This is a genomic window from Hydrotalea sp. (assembly GCA_030054115.1).
Classification (GTDB): domain Bacteria; phylum Pseudomonadota; class Alphaproteobacteria; order JASGCL01; family JASGCL01; genus JASGCL01.
In genome coordinates this window covers 25,108-42,799 of record JASGCL010000007.1, presented here as the reverse complement: position 1 = coordinate 42,799, position 17,692 = coordinate 25,108, and the positions used below count along the sequence as shown (strand labels likewise).

15 protein-coding genes and 1 other RNA gene are annotated in these 17,692 nt (G+C 49.3%); 8 read left to right on the top strand and 8 right to left on the bottom strand.

Features of this window, described 5'->3' with window-relative positions; translation table 11 throughout:
• Window positions 1–36 precede the first annotated feature (36 nt).
• From QM529_02715 to rnpB, 3 genes are all read left to right on the top strand, one after another.
• The gene (locus QM529_02715) at window positions 37–534 is read left to right on the top strand and encodes a DUF2497 domain-containing protein (GenBank protein MDI9313575.1); all 498 of its coding nucleotides are present in this window, start codon (window positions 37–39) and stop codon (window positions 532–534) included.
• A 61-nt stretch (window positions 535–595) separates the two neighbouring features.
• Window positions 596–1,258, top strand: coding sequence for an N-acetylmuramoyl-L-alanine amidase (locus QM529_02710; GenBank protein ID MDI9313574.1), 663 nt, complete (start codon window positions 596–598; stop codon window positions 1,256–1,258).
• A 50-nt stretch (window positions 1,259–1,308) separates the two neighbouring features.
• An RNA gene (gene rnpB / locus QM529_02705) (RNase P RNA component class A) lies at window positions 1,309–1,687 on the top strand.
• Between the two features lie 300 nt (window positions 1,688–1,987).
• Here rnpB and QM529_02700 read toward each other — a convergent pair.
• A complete protein-coding gene (locus QM529_02700; GenBank protein ID MDI9313573.1) occupies window positions 1,988–2,878 on the bottom strand; it encodes an NAD(P)-dependent oxidoreductase in 891 nt (296 codons plus the stop codon).
• A gap of 43 nt (window positions 2,879–2,921) precedes the next feature.
• Here QM529_02700 and QM529_02695 point away from each other — a divergent pair, with 43 nt between their 5' ends.
• The gene (locus tag QM529_02695) at window positions 2,922–5,591 is read left to right on the top strand and encodes a valine--tRNA ligase (protein ID MDI9313572.1); all 2,670 of its coding nucleotides are present in this window, start codon (window positions 2,922–2,924) and stop codon (window positions 5,589–5,591) included.
• 47 nt (window positions 5,592–5,638) lie between these two features.
• The gene (locus QM529_02690) at window positions 5,639–6,616 is read left to right on the top strand and encodes a tyrosine recombinase (GenBank protein ID MDI9313571.1); all 978 of its coding nucleotides are present in this window, start codon (window positions 5,639–5,641) and stop codon (window positions 6,614–6,616) included.
• 15 nt (window positions 6,617–6,631) lie between these two features.
• On the opposite strand, the gene msrB is transcribed toward QM529_02690, so the two are convergent.
• From msrB to QM529_02675, 3 genes are read right to left on the bottom strand one after another with little or no spacing between them, the layout of a single operon-like run.
• The gene (gene msrB, locus QM529_02685; GenBank protein MDI9313570.1) at window positions 6,632–8,098 is read right to left on the bottom strand and encodes a peptide-methionine (R)-S-oxide reductase MsrB; all 1,467 of its coding nucleotides are present in this window, start codon (window positions 8,096–8,098) and stop codon (window positions 6,632–6,634) included.
• Window positions 8,091–9,416, bottom strand: a complete 1,326-nt coding sequence (locus tag QM529_02680) for a glycosyltransferase N-terminal domain-containing protein (protein MDI9313569.1) — start codon at window positions 9,414–9,416, stop codon at window positions 8,091–8,093. Before QM529_02680 ends, msrB begins: the two co-directional genes overlap by 8 nt.
• Before the next feature lie 25 nt (window positions 9,417–9,441).
• Entirely contained in the window at window positions 9,442–11,202 is a 1,761-nt protein-coding gene (locus QM529_02675; GenBank protein ID MDI9313568.1) for an ABC transporter ATP-binding protein, read from the bottom strand.
• 114 nt (window positions 11,203–11,316) lie between these two features.
• Between QM529_02675 and QM529_02670 the strand changes: the two genes are divergently transcribed.
• The gene (locus QM529_02670; protein ID MDI9313567.1) at window positions 11,317–11,886 is read left to right on the top strand and encodes a TIGR00645 family protein; all 570 of its coding nucleotides are present in this window, start codon (window positions 11,317–11,319) and stop codon (window positions 11,884–11,886) included.
• Window positions 11,887–11,899: 13 nt separating this feature from the next.
• Here QM529_02670 and pdxH read toward each other — a convergent pair whose 3' ends face one another.
• Window positions 11,900–12,553 carry a pyridoxamine 5'-phosphate oxidase gene (gene pdxH, locus QM529_02665; GenBank protein ID MDI9313566.1) on the bottom strand — a complete coding sequence of 218 codons (654 nt, stop codon included), beginning with the start codon at window positions 12,551–12,553 and terminating at the stop codon, window positions 11,900–11,902.
• 105 nt (window positions 12,554–12,658) lie between these two features.
• Here pdxH and fabI point away from each other — a divergent pair, with 105 nt between their 5' ends.
• Entirely contained in the window at window positions 12,659–13,495 is an 837-nt protein-coding gene (gene fabI, locus QM529_02660; GenBank protein MDI9313565.1) for an enoyl-ACP reductase FabI, read from the top strand.
• A 57-nt stretch (window positions 13,496–13,552) separates the two neighbouring features.
• On the opposite strand, the gene QM529_02655 is transcribed toward fabI, so the two are convergent.
• Entirely contained in the window at window positions 13,553–14,161 is a 609-nt protein-coding gene (locus QM529_02655; GenBank protein MDI9313564.1) for a DNA polymerase III subunit chi, read from the bottom strand.
• Window positions 14,136–15,461 (bottom strand): phosphoribosylamine--glycine ligase, encoded by a 1,326-nt coding sequence (purD, locus tag QM529_02650; protein ID MDI9313563.1) that lies wholly within the window; start codon window positions 15,459–15,461, stop codon window positions 14,136–14,138. Before purD ends, QM529_02655 begins: the two co-directional genes overlap by 26 nt.
• 245 nt (window positions 15,462–15,706) lie before the next feature.
• On the opposite strand from purD, the gene QM529_02645 reads away from it, so the two are divergent.
• Window positions 15,707–15,865: a hypothetical protein gene (locus tag QM529_02645; GenBank protein MDI9313562.1), complete on the top strand. Its 159-nt coding sequence runs from the start codon at window positions 15,707–15,709 to the stop codon at window positions 15,863–15,865.
• A 99-nt stretch (window positions 15,866–15,964) separates the two neighbouring features.
• Here QM529_02645 and recN read toward each other — a convergent pair whose 3' ends face one another.
• Complete coding sequence (gene recN, locus QM529_02640; GenBank protein MDI9313561.1) at window positions 15,965–17,623, bottom strand: DNA repair protein RecN; 1,659 nt, start codon at window positions 17,621–17,623, stop codon at window positions 15,965–15,967.
• Between the last annotated feature and the right edge of the window lie 69 nt (window positions 17,624–17,692).

The following is a 17,692-nucleotide window of genomic DNA, read 5'->3' as shown; positions in this document are numbered from 1 at the left end:
ATCACGTTAAAAAATGGCCAAAGGAGCCAAGCGAATATGACCGATATTAAAAACCAAGCCCCCCAGTATTTCCGGCGAGAAGAAAATTACATCGGCGACGACAAACCAATTATCTTGGTTGACGGGCCGGGCAACGAAATGGATTCGGTGATTGATATTTCTGACCGCATGCCACAACCGCGGGCGACCGATAACGACGCCGATAACTGCGTTAAGGAAATCATCACCGCCACACGTGCCTCAGGTCAAAATTATGACCAAGATTTAATCGGCGACGAATGGTTGAATGGTTCAAATATCGTCAGCGACAGGGCGCGCGCCGTGTCGGAGGATGCCATCAACCAAGTGCGCCAAGCCATTCAAGACCGCCGTTTGGGCAATGGGGTTGTTGGCGTGGCAATGGGTCGCGGCGGTGTTACCATTGAACAAATTGTGCGCGAATCGGTGCGGCCATATTTAAAAACGTGGGTTGACCATAATTTGGAAACCATCGTTAAGGAAGTCATGCGGCGCGAATTGGCGCGTTTGGGTTAATACCCCCATCGATGCTCGCCGATAATTATCGGTCATTATTTTTGCATTTTTATTTTGATAGATGATTAATTTTATCGACGCGCCATCACCAAATTGGCGCGCGCGCGCAGGCGAACATAACAAGGGCGAAGATAGCGCAGACGCAACGCCGCGCTTCATTGTTATTCATTACACCGATACAAAAAATTTGGCTGAAACCTTTGGCATTTTGCAAGACCCACAAAAAAAAGTAAGCAGTCACGTGGTGATAGATAGCGATGGGAAAATCTATCGCCTGGTTGCCGATGACAAAACCGCCTGGCACGCCGGCTTAAGTTACTGGCGCGGCACGCGCAACCTGAACCCCCATTCGCTGGGGGTGGAATTGCAACATGGCGGTGTGCGTTACCCTGACAAAAATGGCAAGCTTGCCGATTACCCGATTGCGCAAATCGAATCCCTGATGGCCTTGCTCCACCATTGGCGTGGCAAGTTTTCCGTGCCGCCGGAAAACATCGTCGGCCACAGCGACATTGCGCCCGACCGCAAAATTGACCCGGGGGCAACATTTCCGTGGCAACGGCTGGTGGTGGAAAATTTGGCGCAGGACATGGCACCACACCGCAATATTTTAACCATGGCGGATGATAAAGCGCGCGACCAATTATTGGCCATGGGGTATGACCCAATGGTCGACACCGCGACATTAAAAAAAGCCTTTGGCTTGCGGTTTACAAATCGCTAAAAAAAAATTGACCTTGTAAAAAAACGGCGGTTGGCATAATGTCGGGGCAGAATCGTGGTCCGGCGATTGCAGAAAAATTCGTTGGTAACAATATTTTTTTTTGAGGAAAGTCGGGGCTTTATTTTTGGAATCCATTCCGCCTAACCGGCGGCGGCGTTGTTGGCGACGACAATGTTAGTGAAAGTGTCACAGAAAATAACCGCCATGCAAATGGTAAGGGTGAAAAGGTGGGGTAAGAGCCCACCGCTTCGTTAGTAATAACGGGGGCAAAGACAAACCAAATGGCAAGCAAGATCAAATAGGGTCATCGTTATAACCCCCGTTCCGAAAGGGTTGATGGCCGGGTTGATCGCAAGATGATGGTGGCAACGCCATCACCAGATGAATAATCGCCTAATACAGAACCCCGCTTATGGGCCACGATTCTATCCCGTCGGCGCGCTGAAGCACGCCGACAGGCATTACGGCATCGCACTATCCCCCGTCGTTTTTTACTCCGCCGTTCGGACTCTCTCTACCCGTCATTCTCGAAGCCCGCGCCGCTCGCCCCTCTACCCGTCATTCTCGAAATCGTTGCGAGCGATATTGCGTTCAGCAATATCGCAAACCATTCGCAACGATTATCGGCCGCGCTCAAGTAGCGAAGCGGTAGGGCGAATTTAATGCCCTCAAGTAGCGAAGCGGTAGGGCAAATTTATTGGCGGAGTGATTTTTTTATCCAATAAATTGCTATTTGAGCCGCGTGATGAGCGCGCTGGTGTCGAATGTTTCGCCACCCGATGATTTTATTTCTTCGTAAAATTGTTCGACCTGTTTGGTTATGGGTAATTCGATGTTTAAATTTTTTGCCTCGGCCAAACATATCAACAAATCCTTGACCATCCATTTGACCTGGAAACCAAAATCAAATTTGCGTTCTAACATGGTGGCACCGCGGTTTTCCATTTGCCAACTTTGCGCCGCGCCACCGCTGATGACCTTTAACACCTTGGTCATGTCGATGCCGGATTGTTCGCCCAAAAAAATCGCTTCCGATAACCCCTGCAACAAACCGGCGATGGCGATTTGATTTACCATCTTGGCCAATTGCCCCGCGCCGCTGTCGCCGATGCGTTCGATAATTTTGCCGTAACAGGCCATGACCGGTTGGGCGCGGTTGAAAACATCTTCATCGCCGCCGACCATGATGCTCAATATCCCCTTTTCAGCGCCGGCTTGGCCGCCGGAAACTGGTGCGTCTAAAAAAAATAAATTTTTGGTTTTGGCGGTGGCATAGAGATCCTTCGCCAAACTGGCCGAGGCCGTGGTGTGGTCGACGAACAACGCGCCCGATTTCATGGCGGGGAAGGCGACCTGGGTTATTGCCCGCACCGACGAATCATTGCCGAGACAGGCGAGGACGATGTCGGCGTTTTTTACCGCCGATGCGACGTCCGTCGCGATGGTGATGGTGCAGTTGCTGACCTCGGCGGCGACGCTCTTAGCCAAATTATTAGCCTTGTCAGGGGTGCGGTTGTAAATGTTCAGGGCGGTGATGCCGGCGGCATTGCCCTTAACCGCGACATGGCGCGCCATGTTGCCACCCATAATGCCCAAACCCAAAAATGCAACCGTCGTCATAATGATTGCCTAGCAAAATAAAAGTTGCTAGACAATACCACATATGGACAAAAAAATTTTAGACAAGAATTTTGATTTCGCCAACGCCGAGCAAAAAATATACGCCGCGTGGGAGGGGGCGGGTGCGTTCCGCGCGCAAAACCCGTTGAAAAAATTGAGCGATGCCAAACCATATACGGTGATGATTCCGCCGCCGAATATTACCGGGTCGTTGCACATGGGTCATGCCTTGAACAACACATTGCAGGACATAATGGTGCGGTATCACCGGTTAAAGAATTTTGAAACCCATTGGCAACCCGGCACCGACCATGCGTCTATCGCGACGCAACAGGTCGTCGAAAAAAAATTGGCATTGGAACAAACCGACCGCCATAAATTGGGGCGCGAAAAATTTTTGCAACGGGTCTGGGCGTGGAAGGAAGAATCCGGCGGCATGATAACCCAACAATTGCGCCGCCTGGGCGCCAGCCCCGATTGGCAAAGCGAGCGTTTCACGATGGACGCCGGCTTGTCAAAGGCGGTGACCAAGGCCTTCGTGCAACTTTATAACGACGGGTTAATTTACAAGGCAAAGCGCATGGTCAATTGGGACCCAAAAATGGAAACCGCCATTTCAGATTTGGAGGTTGTGCCGACACCGGTGCGTGGCAAATTATATTACATTCGTTACCCGTTGGTTGGCGGCGGCGACGACATCACCATCGCCACCACGCGCCCCGAAACATTGTTGGGCGACACGGCGGTGGCGGTGCACCCCGACGACGAACGTTACCAAAAATTTATCGGCAAGCATATCAAGCAACCGATAACTGGGCGCGAATTAATTATCATCGCCGATGAAATGGTCGACCGCACAGCCGGGTCGGGCGCGTTGAAGGTTACGCCGTCATCTGACCCGAATGATTTTAAGCTATATCAAAAACACAAACTTGGCATCATTGAGATTTTTGATAAAACCGGTCATTTGCTGGCCAGCGATGATATTCCCGAAAAATATCGCGGCATGGAACGTTTTGCCGCGCGCAAAGAAATGGTGAAGGATTTGGGCGACGCGTTGGTAAAGGTCGAGGATATAACCCACACCGTGCCCTATGGCGACCGCGGTGGTGTGCCGGTGGAATATCTGTTGACCGAGCAATGGTTTTTGAGGGCCGATGTTTTGGCCGGGCCGGCACTCGATGTGGTGAAATCGGGTAAGGTAAAATTCATCCCCGAGACGTGGGAAAATGATTATTATCGGTGGTTGGAAAATATCGAGCCATGGTGCATTTCGCGGCAACTTTGGTGGGGGCACCGCATTCCGGCCTATTACGCCGATGACGGAAAAATTTTTGTCGCGGCGGATTTGGCAAGTGCTGAGGATTTGGCGGCGGCGCATTACGGAAAAAAAACTAAGCTGACGCAGGACAATGACGTGCTGGATACGTGGTTTTCAGCTGGCCTGTGGCCGTTTTCGACATTGGGTTGGCCCGACGAAACGCCGATGTTAAAAAAACATTACCCGACCAATTTGCTGGTTACTGGTTTTGATATTATTTTTTTCTGGGTGGCGCGCATGGTGATGATGGGTTTGTATTTCATGAAAGAGATTCCGTTCGACACGGTTTACGTGCATGCCCTGGTGCGCGACGAGAAAGGGCAAAAAATGTCGAAATCAAAAGGCAATGTCATCGACCCGTTGGATTTGATAAATGAATTTGGTGCCGACGCGGTGCGGTTTTCATTGACCGCCTTGTCATCGCCCGGGCGCGATATTAAATTATCGATGGAGCGTGTGCGTGGCTATCGCAACTTCGTTACCAAATTGTGGAATGGCGCGCGGTTTTGCGGCCTGCTGTTGGGTGATGAAATTGGCGCGGTAAAGGTTGGTGATGAAGCACCGACGACGAATAACCCCATCAATGGTTGGATGGTAGCGGAATTGGCGCGCGCGATAAAACAATGCGAGCAACATCTCGCCGATTATCGGTTTGATTATTACGCCAATGAATTGCATCATTTGGTGTGGCATGAATTTTGTGATTGGTATTTGGAAATGGTCAAGCCGATATTGCAAGACAAGCAACGTGCCGATTACCAAGAAACCGCCGACACATTATTATTTGTTCTGCGGCAGATTTTGATTGCGATGCATGCGACGATGCCATTTGTTAGCGAAGAAATCTATCAGCATTTTTTTGCCAGTGGCGATAAAGATTTTTTATGCAATCAAGTTTGGCCGGTGTGGCAGAATAAATATGACCATGGTTCGGCGCATGATTATGTTGGGCGGTTTAAAGAATTGGTTGAACGGGCGCGGTCGCTTCGCACCACGTTGCAGTTGGATGAAAAAATTATTTTGCCGGTGACGGTGGGCGGACAAGATAGTTGGGCCGATTCGATTATCGCCCTGGCGGGTTTGAGAAGGGTTAGTTTGGAAGAAATTAAAAAACCAGAAAATAAAAACATCATTGCTATACCGGTGCAGGGCGCAACCTTTAGCATGGGCTTGCCCAATGATTTGGACATGGCCAAGATGGAAAATTTGTTGGATAAAAAATTGGCGCAATTGGATAAGGATGTTGCGGTTACTAAACAAAAAACCGATAACGCCGAATTTATGAAACGCGCCAAGGAAGAAATAAAAAAAGAATTGCTCGACCGCTTGGTAATTTTACAGGGCGAGCAAAAATTGCTGAACGACGCAAAGCAAGTATTGTTGCGGCTTTAGCCATGACATCGCACCCCGCTGGAAAGGTTTTTGCATGATAGGAAACCATGGCGCAAACCCTTAATCAAAAAATTATTGCCAGCGACCTGCCGCCGCTGGATAAAGAATGGTTGGTGTATTTTTTGGAAACCTATTCGGCCGAACGGGGCTTGGCGGCCTTGAGCCTTGCCGCCTACCGCGATGACCTTCTGCAATTTTTATTTTACCTTCAGCGAAAAAAAATAACCCCGGGTAAGGTAGGGGTTCGCGACGCCAGCGATTATTTGCTCCATTTGGTGTCGGCGGAAAATATCGGCAAGAGCAGTCAGGCGCGAAAATTATCGGCACTGCGACAATTTTATAATTTTTTGTGGCGCGAAAAATATATCGCCGATAATCCATTTGCCGAAATTGAAAATCCAAAAATTCCACGCGCCCTGCCCAAAACCATGTCGGTCGATGATGCGGCAAAATTATTGGCGACGATAGATAATTTAGAAAAAAAAGAACAGGCGCGGTTAAAGGCGATGGTCGAATTGCTTTACGCCGCCGGCCTGCGCGTTTCGGAAATGTTGGCATTGCCGGTTGCCGCCATCGACCTGGAAAAAAAAATTATCCGCGTCATGGGCAAGGGGGCAAAGGAGCGATTCGTTATCATCAATTCATCGGCGGTGACGGCGGTTGATGATTACCTCGCGGTGCGCGAATTTTTTTTGCCGCGCGGCGATAAAAATAAAGAATCGGCATTTTTGTTTCCATCGTCCGGCGGGCGCGGCGCGGTCAGCGAATCGGGTCATGTAACGCGGCAACGATTTTCGCAACTGCTAAAAGACTTGGCGCGCGCCGCAAACCTCGACGAAAAAAATATCAGCCCCCATGTGTTGCGCCATGCCTTCGCCTGTCATCTGTTGGCGGGCGGCACCGACGTGCGGTCGTTGCAATTGTTATTGGGCCACAGCCACATCGCCACCACCGAAATTTACACCCATTTGGATTTGGCGCAAAAGAAAAAACTAGTGTTGGAAAAACACCCGCTCGCCAAATAAAAAAATCCGCAAGGATTATTTTTTCTTAAAATCAAGCGACGCCGAATTGATGCAGTAACGCAAACCGGTTGGTTCCGGCCCGTCGGGGAAGACATGGCCAAGGTGTGCGTCGCAGGCGTTGCACAAAACCTCGGTGCGTTTCATAAAAAATCCATTATCGGCTTCCTCGGCCACCATTTTGTCCTTCGCCGGTTTGGTAAAACTGGGCCAACCGGTGCCGGAATCGAATTTGTCGCTGGCCGAAAAAAGCTCGGCACCACAGCAACGGCAATGATAGACCCCCTTTTCATGGTGGTCATTATATTTGCCGGTGAAGGCACGCTCGGTCCCTTTTTCGCGGGTGATGTGATACACATCCGCTGGTAAGATTTTTTTCCAATCTTTTTCTATTTTTTTCATATTATTATTATACAACTTCCTTTTAATAAAATCAATTAAAGTTGGGTCGCCGTCGATGCTGAGCGGCATGGTCAATATATTTTTTGCAACATCGGGCGATAGGCGCACGAAATCTTTTTGCGTGGTAATCAATTGCGCGTGATGTTTTGTTGCTAAATTTTCTAAGTTTTTTATATCGCGGTCAGAAAATTGGTAGTGGTCGATAAATTTTTTGCTCGCCACCACCTTGCCGCCAAGTTTTTTGACGCCGTTGAAAAATGCCCCGGGCCGGGCGATGCCGGCGAAGGGGACAAGCCGCGTCCCTTTACTGAACGGCGCGCGGTAATTTTTTTTTAATAAAAAAATTGGTGCTGACATATTGGCAATAGAGGTTGGCAAATTGTTGGCGGCGGTAAATTTATCACGCAACCACAACCAAGCGTCTGGCCGGCGCGTGCGGCGATTGACAACCAAGGGCAATAGTTGGCGGAGCGGCCCGAGCGGCAGGGGCAGGCCGTTGCCCAAGCCAAAATCAGCCTGGCAGGTGAGGAGGGTGATGGTCGGGCGGAAGCTATAATCCTCGAACCCATCGTCGGCGATGATGAGTTCGTATTTTTTTTGTTGCCGCAGTTTTTCAATCAAGCGCAAACCGGCGCGACGATTTTTGCACAACACGACGTCGCTGGCGCCGGAGCTGGGCGTTGTAAACCTATTGCCAAGCGCGTGGAGTTGCGCCTCATCCATCGCGCCGGCAAGTTTTTTATTTTTTTCGATTAAGACGGCGGGTGACGGCCATCGCCAAGCGGCCTTATAATTTTTGACCAATGTGACCGACCGTGGAAAATAGCGATGGAGCATCGCCACCACCGGCGTTTTTCCACCACCACCGACCACGATATTGCCGACCAACAAAATCGGCAGGTCGGTTACCGGTTGACGAAAAACTATTGTCTGAAAAATTTTCCGCAACAGCCGCAAGATTTGCCATAAAACAGCGAGCGGCCAAAGCAAAAAACACCACAGTGGCAATACCGACCAGAATAAAATTTTTTGGCCGGCGGATAGGTTTTTCGGGTGATGCCACCATAGCAACATGTCAATCATCCCTCAGCGCGCGGCTTACCATGGGTGCAATAATATTGTTGATGGTGGCGATGTTGTCGCGCTGGTTGCCCTGCCATTTTTTGGTGCGGCTGACAAATTGCTGTTGTTCGGCCGATGATAATTTTTTGAACCAAATAATTTTTTTATAAATGGCGTCAAGCCCGTCGACCATGAAGGTAATGCGTCGCCCGTCGGTATCGGTGTAAATATCAACCGCGTTGCCGACATGCGGGCCGTGCAATAGGCAACAACCCTGGTCAAGGGCTTCCTTCGGGTTATGGCCGCCGCGCCGCGCCCACGAACCACCGAGCAACACCAAGGGGCAGAGGTGATAAAGACTGGCCAAATGACCAAAGGAGGAGACGAGCAGAAAATCGCGCGACGTCAACCCAACCGCCGCGGCACGCAAATGAAAAGATTTTTGCCAAACGGCGCGTGTCGGGTGGCGCGGCACGATGATGGCAAAAAAATATTTTTTTAATTCTGGAAATTTTTTATAAAGGTCGAGTAGCATTTTTTCCTCCCCAGGGTGCAGGCAGGAAAATAACAAAGGTTGTTTGTCGGCCGGAATCGCCTGTTTATAAAATGCCACCAAGTTTTTTTTCGGGGTGTCGGCGGTTTTAAATAATTTTAAATTGCCGTGATAAAAAATATTTTTGTCGGACAGACGCGACAAATAATTTTGCGCGGTCGATGATTGCGCCCAGATGGCGTCGAGGTTGCGAAAGATAACCCGCCCCCATGTCCAGCGCATGATGAAGTTGAAGAAAAAAAAACTTTTCTTACTCATCCGGCCATTTAACAAGACAGCTGGCACGCGGTTGACCGCCAACCACAGGGCGCGGCGCGGCAAGAAATCAGATTCGGCCAAGAAAAAAAACCTTGGTCGTAACCCACGCCATTTATTTTTTAATAACCACAAATTATCAAACGGGCTTAAGGTCAGATAAAAATTATTTTTTGGCAGGGCGTCGCGCAAGAAACTTGCCAGGGCGAGCCGCGCCGATGGCGATTGGCAGGTGATGATAAAAAAAATATCGCCGTGATTTTTTTCTAGGTTGCTGATGATGGGCAACACCGAGCGGGTTTCACCCAACGATGGGGCATGAAGCCAGATGATTTTACGCGTGCCAATGGCGCGCAACAATGTGCGATGGTGTGGCCAAAAACCGAAACGTTCTTTTATCATTGCCGTGCCCTCGGCGCGCAATAGCCAGCGCGTCAGGCCAACCACCAACCACACCAGCAATAAAAAAACATCGACCACCAAACATAGATTGTAGTAGAACAATAATAACGGCTGGTATTTTTTTTTCATTTACGCCTCACTCTTATTTTTTTATTTATTCGCCAACCAATTGTTCGCGCGCCAATTCGGCGTAAAGCCCGTTGCGCTTCATCAATTCATCGTGGGTGCCTTGCTCGTGGATTTGCCCCTTATCAAGCACCAAGATGATGTCGGCTTTTTTCACCGTGGCCAGGCGGTGCGCAATGATAAGGGCGGTGCGGTTGCGCAACAATTCTTCCCACGTTTTTTGTAACGATTTTTCGGTTTTGGCGTCGAGCGCGGAGGTGACCTCGTCCAACAAAATAATCGGCGCGTCGCGTAAAAAAGCGCGCGCCAGCGAGACCCGTTGTTTTTGCCCACCCGACAGGGCGTTGCCCAATTCACCGGCGCGGGTGCGAAACCCGTGGGGCAGGTGGTTGATAAAATTGACAGCCTCGGCCCGGGTGGCGGCTTTTTTTATTGCGGCTTCATCGGCTGATAAATCACCCACCCAGATATTATCGTGGATGCTGACATCGAACAGGCCTTGTTCTTGGCTGACCAGCGCGATTTTTTTGCGCAACGATTCGAGCGAACAATTTTTTATATCTTGGCCATCGATTAAAATCCTGCCACCGCTTAATTGGTAAAGCCGCGGGATAAGATTCATCAGGGTTGATTTACCCGCGCCCGACGCGCCAACCAGGGCAACGGTTTTGCCGCCCGGCACGGTCAAGGAAAAATTTTTAAAAATTTCGCGCCCATCGGGGTAGGCAAAACTTATTTTGTCGAAAACGATGGTGCCATTGTTGATGACCAATTCTTTGCCGGCGGTTACTTTGGGGCGTTTGGCCTCTTCCTGCACCAGTTCAAAAATCCGCTCCAACGCCGGTGCGGCGTCGTTGATATTGGCGGTAACGCCGGCCAGGGCGCGAATCGGCGCGAAGGCCAGCATGAGGGTGAAGAGGTAGCCGGTAAATTGCCCTTGGGTCATCAAGCCGCGAGAGATGCTGTAGCCCGCCATCGCCAGTGTCATAAAATAAATAATGCCCAAGATGATATTCATCGACGGATTCGACCAGGCCTTCATCAGGTTGGATTTTTTTGCGGTGCGGCTGTTGTCGGCGAAGGATTGATTGACGCGCGCCCTTTGCCATTCCTCCAACCCGTAGGCGCGCACGTGTTTTGCGCCCTTTAAACTATCGTCCAACACGGCGACCATTTCGCCCGATTGCAATTGTTGGCGGTGCGATAATTCGCGAATCCGCCGGCCGAGGATTCTGACCGGTAGGGCGAACAAGGGAAACAAAATGACAATCGCCAGGGTCATCAACCAATTGTAGGTGAAAAGCAAACCAATCAGAAAAACAAAGGTCGGGAAGTCTTTGCCCACATTGACCAACAGGTTGCCCAGGTTGCCGATGACGATATTAACATCGTTGGTGAAGCGCGATATTTCTTTCGATGTGCCCTCGCTGGTTAGGAGCTCGAGCGGGCGCGTTTGCAGGGCAGAAAAAATTTCGCGGCGGAGCGATTCGATGACATTGGTGCTGATACGTTGCAACAAGACCGTTTGCCCCAGCAGGGCGAAGCCACGCAATGTCGAGGTGAGAAAAAATCCGCCACCCAACCAGAAAAGATAAGTCAGGTCATGTTGTTCGGCCATCGTCAGCCCCTTATCAATCGCCGGTTCAACCAATTTGGCGATGGCGGCGGTCGACAGGGCGGTGATGACCATCAGCAAGATAATCAACGGGTAATGCCAGCGATAATGAAAAAGATAACCGCGCCAAAGTTTTTTTAAAAGGATGATATCTTTTTTAAGAGGGCTCTTCATATTTTTTTAAGGCACTAACTTGTTATTTTTTATAGGCGCGTTTTACTGGACGCGCAATGTTTTTTTTGATAAACTGCATCCTTTCACACCATCATATTATAAGGAGGTTTTAACATGAAAAAAGCAAGCAAACCAACAAAAACCCGGCGGCCACAGCCATGGCGCAATATCGAAAAAAAAATGGAATATTTGATATTTTTTAGTCGATGGTTTCAAATGCCAATTTATATGGGGTTGGTCGCCGCGTTGTTTTTCTATGCGCTTCATTTTTTGAAAGAGTTATGGCATTTGTTCCAAGTCGGGTTTAACAGTGACTCGAGCGAGCTTGGGATAATGTTGATTATTTTAAACATGGTCGATGCGGTGCTGATATCGAATTTGCTGGTTATTGTTATTATCGGCGGGTGGGATACATTTGTTTCGCGGTTGGATTTGGAAAATGAAAAAGACCAACCCGATTGGTTGTCGCATGTTAGCGCATGGGTGTTAAAAACCAAATTGGCAACGGCAATTGTCAGCATTACCGCGGTTCATTTATTGACCAGTTTTATCAACGTCGATGAAATCGATGACCGATTATTGATATGGCAAATTATCATTCACATCGTGTTGTTGGTATCGGCGATTGCTATCGCCTTGATTGCCCGTTCCGCCCTTGCTGGCGAAAAGGGAAAACATAATTAATTTTATGTTATTTTTACGGAAACAAAATCTCACTGCGGAAACCATCGCCCTGTTTTATAAAAACCAATCGGTCATGCAGGCGATTGGGCTGGTCTTGCCAAAATTCAAATCGTTCGGGGGTCAGGCTATAACCCAGCCAATAATCAGGGCGGGGGATTTTGCCGCCGCCCAGCAAATCGGCAAATTGTTTTTTGTATTTGGCAAGGTTGTTTTTTAAATCATCGGGCGTCGCCATCGGCCGTGATTGCGCCGACGCCCAGGCACCAATTTGGCTATCAACCGGTCGCGAATGAAAATAATCATCGGCTTCTTGGGTGCTGACCATGGTGATATGGCCTTCTATCCTTATCTGTTGGCGCAAGGATTTCCAATGGAACAGCAGGGCGGCGCGCGGGTTATCGCGCAGGGCATTGCCCTTATCGCTCTGGCTGTTGGTGTAAAAGACAAAACCTTCTTTTGAAAAATCTTTCAGCAACACCATGCGACTGCTGATGCGACCGGCGCGGTCAACGGTGCTTAGGGCCATGGCATTCGGGTCGTTGGGTTCGGTTGTTTTGGCGACGGCGAACCAGGCGGCAAAAATATCAAACGGGTTTTTGTCACCCAATGATATAATCGGCTGGGATGCAAGGGGTTGCGCGTTTATAGTTTGCGGGCCGTTATTCATATAATTACCATAGCCAATCGCGGCTTGAAAAACAATTTTTTTACCTCTATAACTACTTTATACTAAAAAAAACTATATTATAAATTTCTTTATTGGGAGTATCACATGACAGACAAAAACACCGCCGGATTAATGGCCGGTAAAAAAGGCTTAATCCTTGGCGTCGCCAACGATAAATCGATCGCTTGGGGCATTGCCAGCGCGTTGCACAATGCGGGGGCGACCTTGGGCTTCACCTACCAGGGGGAGGTGTTGGAAAAACGCGTTCGCCCGCTGGCCGAATCGATTGGTTCGACATTTTTGGAACCATGTGATGTCACCAACGACGCCGATATCGACAAGCTGTTTACCAAAGTGAAAGAAAAATTTGGCACGATAGATTTTTTGGTGCATGCCATTGCCTTTTCCGACAAAAACGAATTGACCGGCGAATACCTCGCCACCAGCCGCAAAAACTTCCTCAGCAGTTTGGATATTTCTTGCTATTCATTCACCGCCCTGGCGCAACGGGCTGATAAAATCATGCCGAACGGTGGGTCATTGGTTACCTTGACCTATTACGGGGCCGAACGCGTCATGCCGCATTACAATGTGATGGGTGTGGCCAAGGCCGCGCTGGAGGCGTCGGTTAAATATTTGGCGATGGATATGGGCAAGCGCAATATTCGCGTTAACGCCATTTCGGCCGGGCCGATAAAAACCCTGGCCGCGTCGGGGATTGGCGATTTTCGTTTTATGTTAAAATGGAACGAAATCAACAGCCCGCTGAAACGCAATGTAACTATCGACGATGTCGGCAACACCGGCCTTTATCTATTGTCCGATTTATCATCGGGCGTCAGTGGCGAGGTGGTTCACGTCGACGCCGGTTACCACATTACCGGCATGGCCCAGGACATGGAAAAAACCGCCGAATTGTTAAAGGAATTTAACAAGGGGTAGAGGGGTTAAGCAAGCGGTAGCCGCCTGCGATAGCCCATAAAAAATTATTACGCGAAATTATTGCCCGCTAGTCTGGGCTTGGTTTTGACTTTGAGCTTGCCAGCCGCCCTTTGCCGTTTGTTGCCATTGGGTCAGGGTAAAGTTTTTGGCATCATTGCTAACCATGGCAAAAATTTTTGCCATGATTGATTCGTGGTGATTGTCATGTTGCGAAAATAAAAACAGCCATTGTTCGATACCATGGTTGAGCTGGGGCTCGGTTTTTAAAATAGTGGTGATGTCGCCGGATTGGTTTGGCATAAAAAAAATCGCCGAGGCTTGGTTGTGATTTTTGAAGCCGACTTTTTCTTCGCCGTTGCTAGCGATGCTATCAAGCGGCATAATCAAAACCGGTTGCGTGCGGTCGGTTTCGTCATGATGAATAATATCATGCGGCAAGAATTCGTCCTGGCTATAGTCCCATAAAATATCATCGATTTTTTTTGCTGATGGCGCGTCGTCAACCATCACCATGGCGCGTTTGTCGCGCGCCAGGTGTTTTTGCAACATCGCCGCCAAACCATGGTCGCGCGCCGCCGGTTGAAAAAGATAAAAACTAAGGGGGATGGTCGCCATGGTGATAGGGTCAAATACGGGTGAATTATTTTTGTTTTTTTCTTGCGCCAATATCAGACCGATAAAAACTGCGGGGAAAGTTTATGGTTTTTATTGCGCCGTAAATTTTTGCCCGCGCCGCCGGTATATCATCGGCGGTCGCAACCAACGTCAAGACGCGGCCGCCGCTCGCGATTAATTTTCCATCGCTGTTAAGGGCGGTGCCGGCGTGGAGTAGGCGACAACCATCGGGTAATGACGTCGGCAAGGTAATTTCTTGGCCTTTCTGTGGTTGCTCGGGGTAACCCTCGGCCGCCATCACCACCGCCAGGGCGGTTTGCGGTTGGCCCTGTTGGTTGTGCCAATGTTTGATGGAAAAATCCTCCAGCGCGTGCTTCTGCGCCGACATCATTGCTATCAACAAATCGGTTTGCATGGTTTCTAACACCACGGCGGCCTCCGGGTCGCCCAATCGGATGTTTATTTCCAACAACGTGGCGTGGTTGTTCTCGACCATCAGGCCGAAAAACAACACCCCAACATATGGCGCGCCGATGGAATTCATGCCGGCGATGGTCGGGGCAACAATGTCGCGTTCGATTTGCGCTTGCAACGCGGCGTTCAATATTGGGCTGGGGGTGAAGGCGCCCATCCCGCCGGTGTTGGGCCCTTGGTCATTATCGAACGCCTGTTTGTGGTCTTCGGCCGTTCCCATGAAAACGCCGTTGGTGCCGTCGCTCAAGACGAAATAGGATAATTCTTGGCCGGTCAAAAATTCCTCGATGATAATTTCATCCCCCGCAGGCCCGAATTTTTTTTGCACCAATATGGCGTCGATGGTGGCGGCGGCGGCGGCGAGCGTTTCGGCAATCACCACCCCCTTGCCGGCGGCCAGGCCGTCGGTTTTTATCACGATGGGTTTGTGTGTTTCATCCCATAATTTTTTTGCAAATTGGTTGGCGGCGGTGGCATCGGTAAAATGTTCGTAACGCGCGGTGGGTATGTTGTTGCGTTGCGCCAGATCCTTCATCATGATTTTTGACCCCTCCAACGCCGCGGCGGCACGGCTGGGGCCCAGGCAGGCAATGCCCGCCGCCGTCATGGCATCGTATAGGCCCAGGGTCAGGGGATCCTCCGGTCCGCAAACAACGAATGATATTTTTGTCTCGACCGCGAAGGCCACCAAATCGGCAATGTCGTTGGCGGAAATGGCGATGATGTTGGTTGGTGCCGCACCCGAGTGGTCGCGGTTCAGGGTGGCGATGCCGGGGTTGCCGGGCGCGACCCATAATTCGTCGCATAGGGGGGATAGGGCGATGACGCGCGCCATGGCATGTTCGCGCGCGCCAGAACCAATAAGTAAAATTTTCATGGGGTTGGTCATTTGCTGGTTATAGACCTGTTTTTATCAAACTATTGCGGTAAATGACAGAAATTTTAATTTATAAAATAACTTGTTTACATTGAGCGAATCATGTTACAGCAATGCCGAACGTTGAGGGAGGGTTTTGATTTTTAACGCATGTTGTTTATGAAAAAAAATAATATGTTTGGCAAGAAAATTGCAGAAATCTAGTCTCAATAACAACTTTTTAGTAACATGAAAGGAAAATTATCATGGCTAAATCAATCATGTCCAGTCTTATGTCTATGACTGGCGCGAAGAAAAAACCGATGAAGAAAAAATCTTCAACCGGCGCGAAGAAGAAACCGATGAAAAAAACGGCTTCTAAGAAGAAAACAACTTCTAAGAAGAAGACTTCTAAACGTCGTTAGTTTTTTCTAAAAACGATATTAAAATCCCCCGCTTGATATTATCAACGGGGGATTTTTTTTGGCCAAAAAATTATCGGGCAAAAAATTATCGGCCGTGTGTTATCGGCCGAGCAATTGTTTGGCTTGGGCTTCGGCCTCCTTGGTGATGCTTTCGGCCGACAGCATGCGGGCAATTTCCATGACTCGTTCCTCGGGGTTTAGTTTTTTTACCGACGAGGTGGTTTTGCCTTTGTTTATTATTTTTTCAACACGGAAATGGTGCTTGCCGATGGCCGCCACCTGCGGCGAATGGGTGATGACAAAACATTGTTGTTGCGTGCTCAATTTTAATAATAATTTTCCAACCGCGTCGGCGGTTGCGCCGCCGACCCCGCTATCGACCTCGTCAAACACCAGGCAATCGACGCCGGCACCAATCGCCTGTTCGATAGCCAATAAAAACCGCGCCAATTCCCCGCCCGAGGCAATTTTGTGAAGTAAATCTTTATTCTGCCCCGGGTTGGTTTGGCAAAGAAATTGAATTTTCTCGACACCTTTGTTCGACGGGTTATCAAGCGGCAAGAAATCGATGTGAAAACTGGCGTGGGGCAATTTCAAATCGGGCAAGACCGCCATGACATGGTCGGTTAAATCGATAGCGGATTTTTTGCGCGACGCGGTCAGGGTTTCGGCGGTGGCATAATATTTTTTTTCAGCAATTTTTATATCGGCCATGATATTTTCTAATTTTTTTGCTTGCTGGTTACTGCCCTCCAATTGGCTATTAATTTCTTCCAAATAATTTCCCAAATCCTCGACCGGCCGGCGGTATTTTCGACCGATGTCTTTCAGCGCGAACAGCCTATCCTCAATCTCCGGCAACGACCAATCGGGGCTGGCGACATCGTTCAATTCTTTTTCCAATAAATCCTGCGCGGTTTGCAAATGGGTCAGGCCGCTGTCCATCGCATCCGCCGCCGCACTCAGGTTTTTTTTATCGCCCGCCATGCGCGACAATAATTTTGATACCTTCAACCCCTCGGCCATGATGCCGTTGCGGTCGTTAAAATAGCCGATGATTTCCTGCAAGGCGGCGATGGTTTTTTCGGCCGATTGCAGGGCGCGGCGTTTTTCTTCTAATTCTTTTACCTCATCGGGGTTGATGTTCAATGCCTCCAATTCTTTTTTTGCGTTGCGCAGGTATTCGCGGTCGGCGATTGATTTTTTTATTTCATTTTCCAAGGTGGTTTTTTCGCCCAGCAAATCTTGCCAATGTTTATAATCGCCGGCCAGCGCGTCGAGAATTTTTTTATGTTTGCCGTAATCATCCAGCAAATCGCGGTGGCTTTCGACCCGCGTCAGGCGGTGGCTTTGCCCCTGCGCCTCAATCTCGACCAATTCGGCGGCCAATTGTTGCAACACCGTGATGCCGACCAGCGTGTCATTTATCCAACATTTGCTTTTGCCATCTTTTTTCAGGGTTCGGCGGATGGTAAGGTTCTTGCTTTTTTCATCCAGCGGGAATTCATGGGTTTCGGCCAGGTTTTTCAGGTTGGGCGAAATGATGTTAAATGAAAATTCGGCGGTTACGTTGCATGAATCCTTGCCAGCCTGGATAATACGGCTTTCGATTTTTTCCCCCAGCACCATCATAATGGCCTGCAACAAAATGGATTTGCCGGCACCGGTTTCGCCGGTCAAAACATTCAGGCCAGATTGAAAATCGATATCAACCTGGTCGATGATGACTAAGTTTTGAATGGTAAGGGTTCTAAGCATTGTTTATCGGATGGTTATATTGCCGATAGTTATACTGATTCTTGCGGTGGCTTCAATCCCCAATTTTGC